The 15697-nt window shown below is 60.8% G+C and carries 16 protein-coding genes; 9 read left to right on the top strand and 7 right to left on the bottom strand.

Translation table 11 applies throughout. The annotated features are described in order from the left end of the window. Positions 1–19: 19 nt before the first annotated feature. The 6 genes from flhA to hypA all read right to left on the bottom strand — a co-directional run bounded on the left by flhA (position 20) and on the right by hypA (position 5967). Entirely contained in the window at positions 20–2092 is a 2073-nt protein-coding gene (gene flhA, locus ABLV11_RS07270) for a formate hydrogenlyase transcriptional activator FlhA (RefSeq protein ID WP_348855249.1), read from the bottom strand. Positions 2093–2350: 258 nt separating this feature from the next. Beyond that, positions 2351–3361, bottom strand: a complete 1011-nt coding sequence (hypE, locus tag ABLV11_RS07265) for a hydrogenase expression/formation protein HypE (RefSeq protein ID WP_016809470.1) — start codon at positions 3359–3361, stop codon at positions 2351–2353. Then, positions 3358–4479 carry a hydrogenase formation protein HypD gene (gene hypD / locus ABLV11_RS07260; RefSeq protein ID WP_004104862.1) on the bottom strand — a complete coding sequence of 374 codons (1122 nt, stop codon included), beginning with the start codon at positions 4477–4479 and terminating at the stop codon, positions 3358–3360. Before hypD ends, hypE begins: the two co-directional genes overlap by 4 nt. Next, the gene (locus ABLV11_RS07255) at positions 4480–4752 is read right to left on the bottom strand and encodes a HypC/HybG/HupF family hydrogenase formation chaperone (protein WP_348855248.1); all 273 of its coding nucleotides are present in this window, start codon (positions 4750–4752) and stop codon (positions 4480–4482) included. Further along, a complete protein-coding gene (gene hypB / locus ABLV11_RS07250; protein ID WP_004104860.1) occupies positions 4743–5615 on the bottom strand; it encodes a hydrogenase nickel incorporation protein HypB in 873 nt (290 codons plus the stop codon). Before hypB ends, ABLV11_RS07255 begins: the two co-directional genes overlap by 10 nt. Positions 5616–5622: 7 nt before the next feature. Next, positions 5623–5967, bottom strand: a complete 345-nt coding sequence (gene hypA, locus ABLV11_RS07245) for a hydrogenase maturation nickel metallochaperone HypA (RefSeq protein WP_004104859.1) — start codon at positions 5965–5967, stop codon at positions 5623–5625. 208 nt (positions 5968–6175) lie between these two features. Between hypA and hycA the strand changes: the two genes are divergently transcribed. The 9 genes from hycA (at position 6176) to hycI (ending at position 13996) form a co-directional block, all read left to right on the top strand. Beyond that, on the top strand, positions 6176–6625 hold the full coding sequence (gene hycA, locus ABLV11_RS07240) for a formate hydrogenlyase regulator HycA (protein ID WP_064370239.1): 450 nt from the start codon (positions 6176–6178) through the stop codon (positions 6623–6625). Between the two features lie 82 nt (positions 6626–6707). Next, positions 6708–7316 carry a 4Fe-4S dicluster domain-containing protein gene (locus tag ABLV11_RS07235; RefSeq protein WP_134883905.1) on the top strand — a complete coding sequence of 203 codons (609 nt, stop codon included), beginning with the start codon at positions 6708–6710 and terminating at the stop codon, positions 7314–7316. After that, the gene (gene hycC, locus ABLV11_RS07230) at positions 7313–9139 is read left to right on the top strand and encodes a formate hydrogenlyase subunit 3 (RefSeq protein WP_049594157.1); all 1827 of its coding nucleotides are present in this window, start codon (positions 7313–7315) and stop codon (positions 9137–9139) included. Before ABLV11_RS07235 ends, hycC begins: the two co-directional genes overlap by 4 nt. A 2-nt stretch (positions 9140–9141) precedes the next feature. After that, positions 9142–10065, top strand: a complete 924-nt coding sequence (locus ABLV11_RS07225) for a respiratory chain complex I subunit 1 family protein (protein ID WP_004114747.1) — start codon at positions 9142–9144, stop codon at positions 10063–10065. 17 nt (positions 10066–10082) lie between these two features. Continuing rightward, the gene (hycE, locus tag ABLV11_RS07220; RefSeq protein WP_014839316.1) at positions 10083–11792 is read left to right on the top strand and encodes a formate hydrogenlyase subunit HycE; all 1710 of its coding nucleotides are present in this window, start codon (positions 10083–10085) and stop codon (positions 11790–11792) included. Between the two features lie 9 nt (positions 11793–11801). Next, positions 11802–12344: a formate hydrogenlyase complex iron-sulfur subunit gene (locus ABLV11_RS07215; protein WP_004104848.1), complete on the top strand. Its 543-nt coding sequence runs from the start codon at positions 11802–11804 to the stop codon at positions 12342–12344. Beyond that, positions 12344–13111: an NADH-quinone oxidoreductase subunit B family protein gene (locus tag ABLV11_RS07210; protein WP_004104846.1), complete on the top strand. Its 768-nt coding sequence runs from the start codon at positions 12344–12346 to the stop codon at positions 13109–13111. The genes ABLV11_RS07215 and ABLV11_RS07210 overlap by 1 nt, the downstream gene beginning before the upstream one ends. Next, positions 13108–13518, top strand: coding sequence for a formate hydrogenlyase maturation HycH family protein (locus tag ABLV11_RS07205; RefSeq protein ID WP_004104844.1), 411 nt, complete (start codon positions 13108–13110; stop codon positions 13516–13518). Before ABLV11_RS07210 ends, ABLV11_RS07205 begins: the two co-directional genes overlap by 4 nt. Next, complete coding sequence (hycI, locus tag ABLV11_RS07200) at positions 13511–13996, top strand: hydrogenase maturation peptidase HycI (RefSeq protein ID WP_004104842.1); 486 nt, start codon at positions 13511–13513, stop codon at positions 13994–13996. Before ABLV11_RS07205 ends, hycI begins: the two co-directional genes overlap by 8 nt. A 261-nt stretch (positions 13997–14257) precedes the next feature. Here hycI and ABLV11_RS07195 read toward each other — a convergent pair whose 3' ends face one another. Next, complete coding sequence (locus ABLV11_RS07195) at positions 14258–15682, bottom strand: 6-phospho-beta-glucosidase (RefSeq protein WP_004114741.1); 1425 nt, start codon at positions 15680–15682, stop codon at positions 14258–14260. Between the last annotated feature and the right edge of the window lie 15 nt (positions 15683–15697).

The following is a 15697-nucleotide window of genomic DNA, read 5'->3' as shown; positions in this document are numbered from 1 at the left end:
CAGCGTTTTAAGGTTATGCCTACTGCAGCTGGTCTTTATTAATACCCAACCGTTTCATGCGCGAAAGCAGCGTCGTGCGCTTTAATCCCAGACGCTGGGCCGCGCCCTTCGGCCCGGCGACCACCCCGTTACTCTCTTTCAGCACCCGGACAATGAGCTGGTATTCGTCTTCGCCCTCTTCCGGCAGCACTTCTGCCGGCAGCGGCTCAGTCTCGAGGCTCATTTCCGGCAGTGAAAGCTGCAGCACGCTGCCGCGGGTCAGCAGCACCGCGCGTTCAATGACGTTCTCCAGTTCGCGCACGTTACCCGGCCACTCCATGCGGCTAAGCAGGCGCAGCGTCTCCGCCGGAATGCTGTCGATATTGCGTCCGAGACGGCGGGCGATTTTAAAGGTGAAGGCCTTCACCAGCAGAGGAATATCCTCCGGCCGTTCGCGCAGGGGCGGCAGATGGATCGGGAAGACGTTCAGCCGGTAGTAGAGATCGCTGCGAAACTCGCGATCGGCGACCATCTGTTTAAGATCGCGGTTGGTGGCGGCGATCAGGCGCACGTCGGTGTGAATCAGCTTATTGCTGCCGAGACGCTCGAACTCCTGCTCCTGCAACACGCGCAGCAGTTTCGGCTGTAGTTCAATCGGCATATCGCCCACTTCATCGAGAAACAGCGAGCTTTTGTCCGCCAGTTCGAAACGGCCGATACGCTGGGCGCTGGCGCCGGTGAAAGCGCCGCGCTCGTGGCCAAACAGGTCGCTTTCCAGCAGCCCGGCTGGCATCGCCGCGCAGTTCATTTTGACCATCCGGCGGCTATTGCGGCCGCTCAGGTTATGAATAGCGCGGGCAATCAGCTCCTTACCGGTGCCGGTTTCGCCTAGGATCAGCACCGTACTGTCGCTCTGCGCCACCATCTCCACCTGCTTGAGCACGCTGTTCATGGCCTCGCTGCGGCCAATGATTTCGCCAAACTCGCTCTCAACGTTGTTGAGCTGTTCGGTCAGGGCGAGGTTCTCATCGACCAGCCGCTCTTTCAGCCGCTGAATCTCGCGGTAGGCGAGGGCGTTGTCGATGGCGATCGAGACGCGCTCGGCGATTTGCCGCAGCAGCTTGAGGTTGGTGGTGGTGAAGACTTTTTCATCGCACTGCGCCAGCTTCAGCACCCCAAGCAAAGTATTACCGGACATCAACGGCAGCAGGCACAGGGTCTGGATTTTGTTATCCCACATCTCGAAAAGCATTTTTTCGTACGGCGCCAGCGGGTCGTGCTCGTGGAGATTGAGCAGCAGCATCTCTTTGCTTTTGAATACCCGCTCGGTCAGGGTACCGGCTTCGTCCACTTCGCTCTGGTCATGTACCGGATGGCTGGCGTCGAGGTAGTGGGTGGAGTAGATATTGAGCTTACCTTTGCGGTTGCTGCGCAGTACCACGCTGATGGCGTCGATGCGGAAGTAGCGGTGGATCTCTTTGGCCACTTCGCTGACCAGCTCATCGATATCCAGCCGCGAGAGCACCGCGTTGGTGATCGCCACCAGGATGCGGAAGTTATCGCGTTCCCGGCACAGCAGGTCGTAATCGACGTTGTTGCTGACCCGGCTTTGGATCTGTTCGGTGACCACGGCAACGATTTGCGTAAAGGTGTGCAGCCGCTGGTACTCTTTTTCGGTCCACGGCCGGTTGTCGTCGCGAATAAATTCGCAGCCGCCGAAGATACGCCCTTCCGCCGCCAGCGGCAGCAGGCAGTAATAGCCAAAGTTGGGGTAGAGTCCGCTTACGGCGAGCTGCGGCCAGGTTTCGGCAAAGGTGGCGCTATCGCAATGCAGCACATCCGGACGCGATAGCAGGCGTCGAACCGGGCCGTTGGCGAGGACGGTTTCATCTTCGTAGCTCACCGGCTGCCCCGCGTCGTCGCAGGCGTGCCGGATAGCGCGATGATTGCCGGAATGCCACAGAATAATCGCCGCCCGGTCGGCGAGCGCGGACTGCTGCACCAGGCCGGTCAGCGTCTCGCTCAGCGCGGCCAGGTCCGGCTGCTGTAATAAAATGCGGGTGATATCAAACAGACCCTGCTGCCCAAGATCGCCCATCGGTGTATACGACATTGCTTAAGTCCAAAAGCGCCGCAAAGCGGCGCAGAAGAAAGTGATGACACAAATAATAGTCTGTTAATAAAGCGGTTGTGACCGCCATTAACCCATCCGTGGGTGCCCGCTGGTTTGGGCTGGATAATCATACAGAGATCCTGATTTTTCCCCGGAGGCGATGCTGCGCATCTGTCCGGGCTACAGGTCCGTGCGATCCGGGTTAGGGTAGCCCGGACAGGCGCATCGCGCCGCCTCCGGGAAAGCGCCTGAATCTCGTTAACAAATTCTCGGCAGCGGCTCGGCGTGAGGAAGATCCAGCGTGCGTTTGACGCCGTACAGACCGACAGAGCGCACGCCCGCGCGCGGCACAACGTCGCCGATTATCGCCGCATCGCGGCCTAATGGATGAGACCGTAAATGCGCAAGTACGCTTTCCGCCGCCTCGCGGGCAACGGCGATCAACAGCTTACCCTCGTTGGCGAAATTAAGCGCGTCCAGCCCCAGCAGCTCGCACACGCCGCGTACGGTATCGTTAACCGGCAGCTTTTGTTCATGCAGCTCTATTCCGCAGCCGCTGGCGGCGGCGAATTCATGGGCCACCGCGTTAACGCCGCCGCGGGTGGCATCGCGCAGGGCTTTCACGCCAGCTACGTCGCGCAGCGTCTGAATCAAGGGCGTCAGCACCGCGCAGTCGCTGGACAGCGCGCCGTCCAGCCCCATCTGTTCGCGCAGGTTGAGGATCGTTGCCCCGTGATCGCCAAGCGTGCCGCTGACCAGCAGCACGTCTCCCGCGCTAATCTGTTGCGCTCCCCAGCGAATACCGGTGGGGATGACGCCGATCCCGGCGGTATTGATAAACAGCTTATCCGCCGCTCCGCGCGGCACCACTTTGGTATCGCCGGTCACAATGGCGATACCGGCTTCCCGCGCGGTCTGCGCCATGCTGCTCACCACCGCTTCGAGGGTGGCCATCTCCAGCCCCTCTTCGAGAATAAACCCGCAGGAGAGATAGCGCGGCAGCGCGCCGCTCACCGCCACATCGTTCGCCGTGCCGCAGACCGCCAGCTTGCCGATATTACCGCCGGGGAAAAACAGCGGATCGATAACGTAGCTGTCGGTGGAGAAGGCGAGCCTGTCGCCCTGCGCGCTAAGCTGAGCGAGATCGAGACGCGCCTGATCTTCCTGCTCCGCCAGCCAGGGGTTGGCGAAAGCCTGCATAAACAGGTCGCCGATCAGCTGCTGCATCGCCTGACCGCCGCTACCATGGGCTAACTGAACGCTTTTCATGCTTCGATTTCCTGACTGCGATATTGATACCAGGCGGCGCAGGCGCCTTCCGATGAGACCATCAGCGCGCCGAATGCGCTCTGCGGGTTGCAGGTATTGCCGAATAGCGGGCACTGGTGCGGTTTACAGCGACCGGTCAGCACCTCGCCGCAGCGGGCGCGCGGGTCGTCGCAGACCCGCTGCGGCGCCGGGCGGAAATGCGCTTCTGCGTCGAAACGCTGATACGCGGCCGTCAGGTGCACGCCGGAGTCGTTAATCACCCCCAGACCGCGCCACTCGCTATCGCCGCTGAGGCAAAACACGTCGGCGATGGCCGACTGCGCCAGCGGGTTGCCCTCATCGGGCACCACCCGGCGATACTGGTTCTCCACTTCGCTGTGCTGCGCTATTGTCTGCTCAACCAGCATCATCGCGCCTTGCAGTAGATCAAGCGGTTCGAATCCGGCCACCACTAATGGACGGTGATAGTCGCTGGCGATAAACCCGTAAGCATCGGTGCCAATCACCATGCTGACGTGACCGGGGGCGAGAAAAGCGTCGATACCGTTATCCGGCTGGTCGAGCAGGCTGCGCAGGGTCGGCAGCAGGGTGATGTGCTGGCAGAAAAAGTAAAAGTTCCCGACGCCGCGCTCCCGGGCCTGACGCAGGGTCAGGGCGGTGGCGGGCATCGTCGTTTCAAAGCCGAGACCGAAGAATACCACTTCTCGCTCGGGGTGCTGCTGCGCCAGTTTCAGGGCGTCCATCGGCGAATAGACGATGCGGACGTCGGCGCCGCGCGATTTTGCCTGCAGCAGCGAGCCGTTTTTTCCCGGTACGCGCATGGCGTCGCCAAAGGTGCAGAAAATCACCCCCGGACGGCTGGCGATATCGATACAGGCGTCGATACGCCCCATCGGCAGCACGCACACCGGGCAGCCGGGGCCGTGGATAAATTCAATATTTTCCGGCAGCAGCTGATCGAGGCCAAATTTAAAAATAGCGTGGGTATGGCCGCCGCACACTTCCATTATGCGCAGCGGACGTTCGGCGGTATGCGGCAGCAGGCGCGCGCGCAGCCGGAGATGTTCCACCAGCTGCATCACCTGTTCCGGAGCGCGGTATTCATCAACAAAACGCATTTACCGCTCCTCGCCGTACAGCAGCGCGCCGACATCCGGCTCGACTTCAAACATATTTTGCAGCGCATCGAGGGTGTCGCGGGCTTCGGCTTCGTTAATCACGCTCATGGCAAAACCCACGTGGACCAGCACCCACTGGCCGAGACGCGGCTGACCGCGCTCGTCAACCGCGCCCACCAGGGTCAGGTCGACTTCGCGTTGAATGCCGCACACTTCGACCTTCGCCAGATTGCCGTCAATAGCGCAGATTTGTCCGGGTATGCCTATGCACATTGCTGCGCCTCCAGCCAGCGAAGCCACTGGTCCATGCCTTCGCCGCTGGTGGCGGAAAGCAGAATAATGTCAATATCCGGGTTCACCTCGCGGGCGCAGGCCAGGCACTTCTCTACGTCAAAGTTGAGATACGGCAGCAGGTCAACCTTGTTAAGCAGCATCAGGCTGGCGGCGGCGAACATATGCGGATACTTCAGCGGTTTGTCTTCGCCTTCGGTTACCGACAGCACCGCCACTTTATGACGTTCGCCGAGGTCGAAACTTGCCGGACACACCAGGTTGCCGACGTTTTCGATAAACAGAATGCCGTGGTCCGCCAGCGGCAGGCGCGGCGCGGCGTCGGCGATCATCTGCGCGTCGAGATGGCAGCCTTTGCCGGTGTTGACCTGAATCGCCGGAGTACCGGTGGCGCGGATGCGCGCGGCGTCGTTCACCGTTTGCTGATCGCCTTCAATGACCGCGCAGGCGGTTTTCTCTTTCAGCCGCAGCAGGGTTTCCGTCAGCAGGGTGGTTTTGCCGGAGCCGGGGCTGGAGACCAGGTTCAGCACCAGCTGGCTCCTGGCGGCGAAGCGCGCGCGGTTGCGGGCGGCCAGACGGTTGTTTTTATCCAGGACGTCGATTTCCACTTCCAGCATCCGCCGCTGGCTCTGGCCCGGCGCATGGGTACCCGCTTCGCCATGACCGTAGTGCAGGTCGCCAGTCTCCGAGCGGGTGGGGGAAAAGTTATCGGTTTTCACGCCGGTAATGGTCATCATCTGGCGCGGGGCGGGCGCGAAGGGGGCGCTGCGAAACGCCGAATGCGGGTTATGCTCGTCGCCTTCTATATAAAGGTTGCCTTCACCGCAGCCGCAGGTTGTACACATAATCTTATTACTCCACTTCTAGTCGCTGAATCTGTAAGCCGTCATCCGCCACAATTTGCAGCCGGTCGCTCTGACACTGCGGGCAGCGGCGCACGTGCTGTGAGATGAGATGCACGTACTGCTGGCAGGATTCACACCAGCATTCAGCCTGTTGTTCGGCGATATGCAGCTCACAGCCTTCCGCCAGCGTGCCGCGACACACCAGCTCAAAGCAGAAGGTCAGCGCGCTGGCTTCCACGCAGGAAAATGCCCCCACTTTCAGCCACACGCCGGTGACCCGACGCGCGCCGGCCTGCTGCGCCTGCTGTTCGATAATTTCCAGCGCCCGCTGGCTAAGGGTGATTTCGTGCATGGTGCCTCCGTATCGCGATGGCTCATTAATGCAATAACGATGCCAGGTCATAAGTAATGTCATAAAAATGTCGATGACACCGCTCAGACATCGTCATCGACATGTCTTTCTTACAGGGTAAATTTATTAAACCCGTTAAAAATCAATTAATTAATTTTTGGCATGAAAAATGCTTAACCGGTGCATCTCATACAACGGGGGATCCGGGATGACTATTTGGGAATTAAGTGAAAAGGCGGACTACATCGCCGATCGTCACCGCCAGCATCAGGAGCAGTGGCATACCTACTGCAACTCGCTGGTACAGGGGATAACCCTGTCGAAAGCGCGTCTGCATCATGCGATGAGCTGCGCGCCGGATAAAGAGCTGTGCTTCGTATTGTTTGGCCATTTTCAGGTTTACGTGGCGCTGGCGGAGGGCTTTAACAGCCACACCATCGAGTATTACGTAGAGAGTAAAGACGGCGGCGACAGACGGCTGATTGCCCAGGCCACGCTGGGCTCAGACGGCATCATTGATGGCCGGATCAGCAACCGCGATCGCGAGCAGGTTCTGGAGCACTATCTGGCGACTATCGCCAGCGTTTATGACCGTCTCTACGAGGCTATCGAACAAGACCAGCCGGTGGATTTAAACCACCTGACGCTGGCCCGTTAATCGTCAGGTGTCGACAAGTGTCGAAGCTGACACCTGCGCAACCTGTTTTCGTCAAAAATGACTTTCACCTGAGGACGACCCGGTGAACCGTTTTGTAATTGCTGACTCCACCGTCTGTATCGGCTGTCGCACCTGCGAAGCCGCCTGCGCTGAGACTCACCGCCAGCAGGGCCTGCAAGTCATGCCCCGGCTACGGCTGATGCGCAATGAAAAAGAATCCGCGCCGCAGATGTGCCACCACTGTGAAGATGCGCCCTGCGCCGCCGTCTGCCCGGTTAATGCCATTAATCGCGTCGATGGCGCGGTGCAGCTCAATGAGAGCCTGTGCGTAAGCTGCAAGCTGTGCGGCATCGCCTGTCCGTTCGGCGCCATTGAGTTTTCCGGCAGCCGCCCGCTGGATATTCCGGCTAACGCCAATACGCCGCTGGCTCCCGCCGCGCCGCCGGCCCCGGCGCGCGTCAGCTCGCTGCTCGACTGGGTGCCGGGCGTACGCGCTATCGCCGTCAAATGCGACCTGTGCCACTTCGATGAGGAAGGCCCGGCGTGCGTGCGCACCTGCCCGACCAAAGCGCTGCTGCTGGTGGATATCCGCGATATCGCCCAGGCCAGCAAGCGTAAGCGGCAGCTGACTTTTAATACCGACCTCGGCGATCTGTCGCTGTTCCAGGCGCAACAAGGGGACGTGAAATGAGTGTGATTTCCTTAGTGAATCAGGCGGTGGCCTGGTACGCCGCCAGCGCGGTGCTGGCGTTTTTGTTCGCCCTGCGCAAACCGCTGAGCGGGGCGATTGCCGGGATTGGCGGCGCGGTCGCCAGCGCGATGCTGGTGCTGGCGGGCGGAACGGCGCTGCTGATGCCGGATCGCGTCAGCGCCGGCATGCTGCAAATGCTGCACCTGCCCCTGCGCGTTGGCGGCGTCAATGCGCTGTGGCTGCTGGCAATCGGCCTGTCGGCGCTGCCGATTTCGCTGTTCAATATCGCCTGGCATCGTCATCCGCAGGTTAAAGCCAACGGTCTGCTGGTGAATCTCCTGCTGGCCGCCGCCGTCTGCGCCGTGGTGGTGACGAACTTCGGCGCGCTGGTGGTGATGGCGGAGATTATGGCCCTTTGCGCCGCGTTTCTTACCGGCTGCGCGCAGTCCGGCAAGCTGTGGTTTGCGCTGGGACGCCTCGGTACGCTGCTGATGGCGTGGAGCTGCTGGCTGGTCTGGTCGACCTACGGCACCCTTGAGCTGGGGCAGATTACCCGGCTGGCGGTGGCGGCGCCGCAAAACGCGCTGCTGTGGCTGCCGGGGCTGATCGGATTTGCGCTGCTGGCCGGGGTCATTCCGCTGCACGGCTGGGCGCCGCAGGCCCACGCTGGCGCCAGCGCTCCGGCTGCCGCGCTGTTTTCTACGGTAGTGATGAAGGTCGGTCTGTACGGCATCCTGACGGTCTCGCTGGCCGGCAGCGTTCCGCCGCTGTGGTGGGGCGTGATGCTGCTGGTGCTGGGGATGATCACCGCCTTCGTCGGCGGGCTGTACGCCCTGATGGAGCACAATATTCAGCGCCTGCTGGCGTACCACACCCTGGAAAACATCGGCATTATCCTGCTCGGCCTCGGGGCATTCGTCACCGGCGTGGCGACCCATAACCCAACCCTGATGGTGCTGGGCTTTATCGGCGGCATGTATCACCTGATCAACCATAGCCTGTTTAAAACTACCCTGTTCCTCGGCGCGGGAGCGGTGTGGTTCCGCACCGGCCATCGCGATATCGAAAAGCTTGGCGGGATCGGCAAGAAAATGCCGCTGATTTCCCTTTCGATGCTGGTGGGTCTGATGGCGATGGCCGCGCTGCCGCCGCTGAACGGCTTCGCCGGAGAGTGGGTTATCTATCAGTCCTTCTTTAAGTTGAGCACCGGCGACGCGTTTGTTGGCCGCCTGCTTGGGCCGCTGCTGGCGGTGGGCCTGGCGATCACCGGCGCGCTGGCGGTGATGTGTATGGCGAAAGTCTACGGCGTCACCTTCCTCGGCGCGCCGCGAAGCAAAGAGGCGGAAAACGCCACCTGCGCGCCGGGGCTGATGACCTTTAGCGTGGTGCTGGCCGCCGTCTGCTGCGTGATTGGCGGGGTTGCCGCGCCGTGGCTGCTGCCGCTGGTGAGCGGGGCGTTTCCGGTGCAGGCGGAGGTCTCCAGCGTGGTGTCTCAGCCGCTGATCGCCATTCTGCTGATTGCCTGCCCGCTGCTGCCGCTGCTGCTGATGATCTTCTTTAAGGGCGATCGCCTGCCGGCGCGCTCGCGCGGCGCGGCCTGGGTCTGCGGCTATGACCATGAAAAATCCATGGTGGTGACCGCCCACGGTTTCGCCATGCCGGTGAAAGAGGCTTTTGCGCCAATTCTCAAGCTGCGCCACTGGCTGAACCCGGTGCGCCTGGTGCCCGGCTGGCAGAACGCTTCTGCGCCCGCGCTGTTTCGCGGCGTGGCGCTGGTGGAGCTGGCGGTACTGGTGGTGATTGTGATTTCCCGAGGAGCCTGAGAATGAGCGTATTAATTGCATTGTTGCAGGCGCTGGTGCTGTTCGCCGTCGCGCCGCTGTTGTCCGGGGTGACCCGCGTCGCCCGCGCGCGTCTGCATAATCGCCGCGGCCCGGGCGTACTGCAGGAGTACCGGGATATCCTGAAACTGCTGGGGCGCCAGAGCGTTGGCCCGGATGCCTCCGGCTGGGTCTTCCGCCTGACGCCGTACGTGATGGTCGGCGTGATGCTGACCATCGCTACCGCGCTGCCGGTGGTGACCGTTGATTCGCCGATGGCGGGGCTGGGCGACCTGATTACCCTGATCTACCTGTTCGCCATCGCCCGTTTCTTCTTCGCTATCTCCGGCCTCGATACCGGCAGCCCGTTTACCGCTATCGGGGCGAGCCGCGAAGCGATGCTCGGCGTGCTGGTGGAGCCTATCCTGCTGCTCGGCCTGTGGGTCGCGGCTCAGGTCGCCGGGTCCACCCATATCAGCAGTATCACCGACACCATTTATCACTGGCCTGTCGCCCGCACTCTTCCGCTGATTCTGGCGCTGTGCGCCTGCGCCTTCGCCACCTTTATCGAAATGGGCAAGCTGCCGTTCGACCTGGCGGAAGCGGAGCAGGAGCTTCAGGAAGGCCCGCTCTCGGAATACAGCGGTAGCGGCTTCGGCGTGCTGAAGTGGGGCATCAGCCTCAAGCAGCTGGTGGTCCTGCAAATGTTCGTCGGCGTATTTATCCCGTGGGGACAGATGACCAGCTTTAGCGTCGGCGGTCTGCTGCTGGCGCTGGTGGTTGCCGTCGCCAAGCTGGTGCTTGGCGTGCTGGTGATTGCGCTGTTCGAAAACAGCATGGCGCGTCTGCGCTTTTGCGCCACCTCCCGCGTCACCTGGGCCGGGTTTGGTTTTGCCTTTTTAGCCTTCGTCTCCTTGCTGGTGGCGTGATTTAAGAGAGTTTGAGCATGTCTGAAGAAAAAATCGGTCAACACTATCTCGCCGCGCTGCATCAGGCCTTTCCGGGCGTGGTGCTGGATGAAGCCTGGCAGACCAAAGACCAGTTGACGGTCACGGTAAAGGTCAACTATCTGCCGGAAGTGGTCGAGTTCCTGTACTACAAGCAGGGCGGCTGGCTGTCTGTGCTGTTTGGCAACGACGAACGCAAGCTCAACGGCCACTACGCCGTCTACTACGTGCTGTCGATGGAGCAGGGCACGAAATGCTGGATCACCGTGCGCGTGGAAGTGGACGCCAATAAACCGGAATATCCGTCGGTGACGCCGCGCGTGCCGGCGGCGGTGTGGGGCGAGCGCGAAGTGCGCGATATGTACGGCCTGGTGCCGGTGGGGCTGCCGGACGAGCGCCGGCTGGTGCTGCCGGACGACTGGCCGGATGAACTCTATCCGCTGCGAAAAGACAGCATGGACTACCGTCAACGCCCGGCACCGACCACCGATGCTGAAACCTACGAGTTTATCAACGAGCTGGGCAGCAAGAAAAACAACGTGGTGCCGATTGGCCCGCTGCACGTCACCTCCGACGAACCGGGCCACTTCCGCCTGTTCGTTGACGGCGAGAATATTATCGACGCCGACTACCGCCTGTTCTACGTCCATCGCGGGATGGAAAAGCTGGCGGAAACCCGGATGGGCTACAACGAAGTCACCTTCCTGTCGGACCGCGTGTGCGGTATCTGCGGTTTCGCCCACAGCACCGCCTACACCACTTCGGTAGAGAACGCGATGGGCATCGTAGTGCCGGAGCGCGCGCAGATGATCCGCGCCATTCTGCTGGAGGTGGAGCGCCTGCACTCGCACCTGCTGAACCTCGGCCTCGCCTGCCACTTTACCGGCTTCGACTCCGGGTTTATGCAGTTCTTCCGCGTGCGCGAAACCTCGATGAAGATGGCGGAAATTCTTACCGGGGCGCGTAAAACCTACGGTCTGAACCTGATTGGCGGCATTCGTCGCGATCTGCTGAAAGAGGACATGATCCAGACCCGCCAGCTGGCGCAGCAGATGCGTCGCGACGTGCAGGAGCTGGTGGATATGCTGCTCAGCACGCCGAATATGGAGCAGCGTACCGTGGGCATTGGCCGTCTCGACCCGCAAATCGCCCGCGACTTCAGCAACGTTGGCCCGATGGTGCGCGCCAGCGGGCACGCCCGCGATACCCGCGCCGATCACCCGTTTGTCGGCTACGGCCTGCTGCCGATGGAAGTGCACAGCGAACAGGGATGCGACGTCATCTCGCGTCTGAAGGTGCGCATCAACGAGGTCTACACCGCGTTGAACATGATCGACTTTGGCCTCGATAACCTGCCGGGCGGCCCGCTGATGGTGGAGGGCTTCACCTATATTCCGCACCGCTTCGCGCTCGGCTTCTCAGAAGCGCCGCGCGGGGATGATATCCACTGGAGTATGACCGGCGATAACCAGAAGCTGTACCGCTGGCGCTGCCGGGCGGCGACCTACGCCAACTGGCCGACTCTGCGCTATATGCTGCGCGGCAATACCGTCTCCGACGCGCCGCTGATCATCGGCAGCCTTGACCCGTGCTACTCCTGTACCGATCGCATGACGGTGGTCGACGTGCGCAAGAAGAAGAGCAAAGTGGTGCCGTACAAAGAGCTGGAGCGCTACAGCATCGAGCGTAAGAACTCGCCGCTGAAATAAGGAATCGCCATGTTTACCTTTATTAAAAAAGTCATCAAAACCGGCACCGCGACGCACTCATACCCGCTGGAGCCGATGCCGGTGGATAAAAATTTCCGCGGCAAACCGGAGCATAATCCGCAGCAGTGTATCGGCTGCGCCGCCTGCGTTAACGCCTGTCCGTCGAACGCCCTGACGGTAGAAACCGATCTCGCCACCAACCAGCTGGCGTGGCAGTTCAACCTCGGGCGCTGCATTTTCTGCGGACGCTGCGAAGAGGTCTGCCCGACGGCGGCGATTAAGCTCTCTCAGGAGTACGAGCTGGCGGTATGGAAGAAAGAGGATTTTCTCCAGCAATCGCGTTTTGCCATTTGCCACTGCCGGGTGTGTGAACGCCCATTCGCCGTACAGAAAGAGATCGACTATGCCATCGCGCTGCTCAAACACAACGGCGATAGCCGCGCCGAGCTGCATCGCGAAAGCTTCGAGACCTGCCCGGAGTGCAAACGCCAGAAGTGCCTGGTGCCGTCCGACCGTATTGAACTGACTCGCCATATGAGAGAGGCCAGCTGATGAGCAACTTATTAGGCCCGCGCGATGACAACGGCATTCCGGTGCCGATGACGGTGGATGAGTCCATCGCCAGCATGAAGGCATCGCTGCTGAAGAAAATTAAGCGTTCCGCCTACGTTTATCGGGTGGACTGCGGCGGCTGCAACGGCTGCGAGATCGAGATTTTCGCCACCCTGTCGCCGCTGTTCGACGCCGAGCGCTTTGGGATCAAAGTGGTGCCGTCGCCGCGTCACGCCGATATTCTGCTGTTTACCGGGGCGGTGACCCGGGCGATGCGTTCTCCCGCGCTGCGCGCGTGGCAGTCCGCGCCGGATCCGAAAATCTGCATCTCCTATGGCGCCTGCGGCAACAGCGGCGGCATCTTCCACGACCTTTATTGCGTGTGGGGCGGAACCGATAAAATCGTGCCGGTGGATGTCTATATTCCCGGCTGCCCGCCCACCCCGGCCGCGACGCTGTACGGCTTCGCGATGGCGCTGGGCCTGCTGGAACAGAAAATCCACGCCCGCGTGCCGGGCGAGCAGGACGAGCAGCCGACCGAACTTCTGCACCCGGATATGGTACAGCCGCTGCGGGTGCGCATCGATCGCGAAGCGCGCCGGCTGGCGGGCTATCGCTACGGCCGGCAGATTGCCGATGACTATATGCGCCTGCTGGGGCAGGGCGATAGCCAGGTGATGCGCTGGCTGGAGGCGGAAAAAGATCCGCGTCTGACCGAGATCGTCACCCATCTGAACCAGGTCGTAGAAGGAGCGCGTATCCGATGAGCGAGACGGTGGTGTTCAGTCAGCTGAGCCGTAAATTTATTGATGAGAACGACGCGACGCCTGACCAGGCGCAGCAGGTGGTCTATTACAGCCTGGCGATTGGCCACCACCTCGGCGTCATCGACTGCCTCGAGGCGGCGCTGAGCTGCCCGTGGCAGGCGTATCTGGCGTGGATTGCGACCCTCGAAGAGGGCAGCACCGCGCGGCGTAAAATGGAAGGCGTGCCGAAGTACGGCGAGATTGTTATCGACAGCAATCATGTGACGATGCTGGCTAACGCTTTTGATAAAGCGCTGGCGCGACAGACCCCCGAGCAGCAGGCGTGGAGCAAAACTATGCTCAGTATGCTGCATGATATTCACCAGGAAAGCGCCATCTATCTGATGGTGAGGAGACTCCGTGACTGACGTTTTACTCTGTGTCGGCAATAGCATGATGGGCGACGACGGCGCAGGCCCGCTGCTGGCGGAGATGTGCGCGGCTAATCCCGTCGGTGATTGGGTGGTGATTGACGGCGGCAGCGCGCCGGAAAACGATATCGTCGCCATTCGCGAGCTGCGCCCCGAGCGCCTGCTGATCGTCGATGCCACCGATATGGGTCTGAACCCCGGCGAGATCCGCATCGTCGATCCGGACGATATCGCCGAGATGTTTATGATGACTACCCACAATATGCCGCTCAACTATCTGATCGATCAGCTAAAAGAGGATATCGGCGAGGTGATTTTCTTGGGTATTCAGCCGGATATCGTCGGCTTTTATTACCCGATGACCCAGCCGATTAAGGACGCGGTCGAAGCGGTGTACGCGCGGCTTGATGGGTGGCAGGGGCAGGGTGGTTTTGCGGCACTTGAAGCCGCAGAGGAGCCGGCGTTCCCCGGCTAAGCGCAGCGCGAGCCGGGAGTTCGATCAGGGGGAGCAGGTTTACTTTTTCCCCGGGTCGCGGCGTAAACGCCTTACCCGGGCTACGACGACTTTTGTCACCCTGGCGTTTGCCATTCCCGGAGGCGATGCTGCGCATCTGTCCGGGCTACCGGTCCGCGGACGCTGATGAACCTGTAGCCCGGCTAAGCGCAGCGCGAGCCGGGAAAATTTCCGTGTTGCAGGTGTTTGTCAGGCTGAGTATCCCTCAGCCTGCGGGGCGCGCTACGCCAAATCTTCCCCGTTGCTGGCAATCACCTTCTTATACCACCAGAACGACTTTTTGCGCTTTCGCGCCAGCGTGCCGCAGCCGGCATCGTCGCGGTCAACGTAGACAAAGCCGTAGCGCTTGCTCATCTCACCGGTGGAGGCGGATACCAGGTCGATACAGCCCCAGCTGGTGTAGCCTATCACCGGAATGCCGTCCTCGATGGCGTCACCCATCGCTTTAATATGCTCGCGCAGATAGCTGATGCGATAGTCGTCGTTAATCTCGCCGTTAGCCTCCACCTCATCGCGCGCGCCGAGGCCATTTTCCACAAGGAACAGCGGTTTCTGGTAGCGGTCATACATCATATTCATGGTGATGCGCAGGCCGAGCGGGTCGATGCCCCAGCCCCATTCGCTGGCCTTGATGTGCGGGTTTTTCAGTGATTTAACGATATTGGCGGCGCTGGTGTTGCCGGCATTCATCTCCGCCGATGCGCAGCGCGAAGCGTAGTAGCTGAAGGAGACGAAATCGACGGTATGGCGCAGGATCTCATCATCGCCGGACTCTTTGGCGATAGTCACGCCTTTCTCGCGGAATACCCGCGCCGCCCACACCGGATACGCGCCGCGCGCCTGGACATCGATAAAGAACAAGTTTTCGCGATCTTTTTCCAGCGCCATCCACACGTCTTCCGGTTTACAGGAGTAAGGGTAGAAATTGCCGCCCGCCAGCATACAGCCGACCTGATTTTGCGGATTCACCTCGTGGGCGATTTTGGTCGCTAAGGCGCTGGCGACCAGTTCATGATGGGCGGCCTGGTATTTCACCTGCTCCTGATTTTCCCCCTCTTCAAACACCAGACCGGCGCCGGAGAACGGGCTATGCAGCATAATGTTGATTTCATTGAAGGTAAGCCAGTATTTCACCAAACCATCAAAAGCTTCAAAACAGGTACGGGCGTAGCGGGTGAAGAACTCCACCATTTTTCGATTGCGCCAGGAGCCGTATTCGGTAACCAGGTGCATCGGCACGTCGAAATGGCACAGCGTCACCAGCGGCTCGATGCGGTGCTTTTTGCACTCCTCGAACAGCGAGCGATAAAAGGCGATCCCTTCCGGGTTCGGTTCCAGCTCATCGCCCTCAGGAAAGAGGCGGCTCCAGGCGATAGAGGTGCGGAAGACGCTAAAGCCCATCTCGGCCATCAGGGCGATATCTTCTTTATAACGATGATAAAAATCGATCGCCTCGTGGCTCGGGTAGAACTCATCGTCGCGTAGCGCGAAGCGTTTCTCCTGCCCCAGCTTGACCGCGAGGCGGTGAGCCCCGTGAGGAATCATATCGACGGTGGTCAGCCCTTTGCCGCCCTCCAGATATGCCCCTTCGGACTGGTTGGCGGCCAGCGCGCCGCCCCATAAAAATCCCTGTGGAAAAGTCGCCATGCGTTACCTCGTTAA

Origin of the sequence: Klebsiella sp. GW_Kp181, from assembly GCF_040062315.1 — a bacterium.
GTDB classification, from domain to species: Bacteria; Pseudomonadota; Gammaproteobacteria; order Enterobacterales; family Enterobacteriaceae; genus Klebsiella; species Klebsiella oxytoca.
This window is presented reverse-complemented; position numbering and strand designations above follow the sequence as displayed.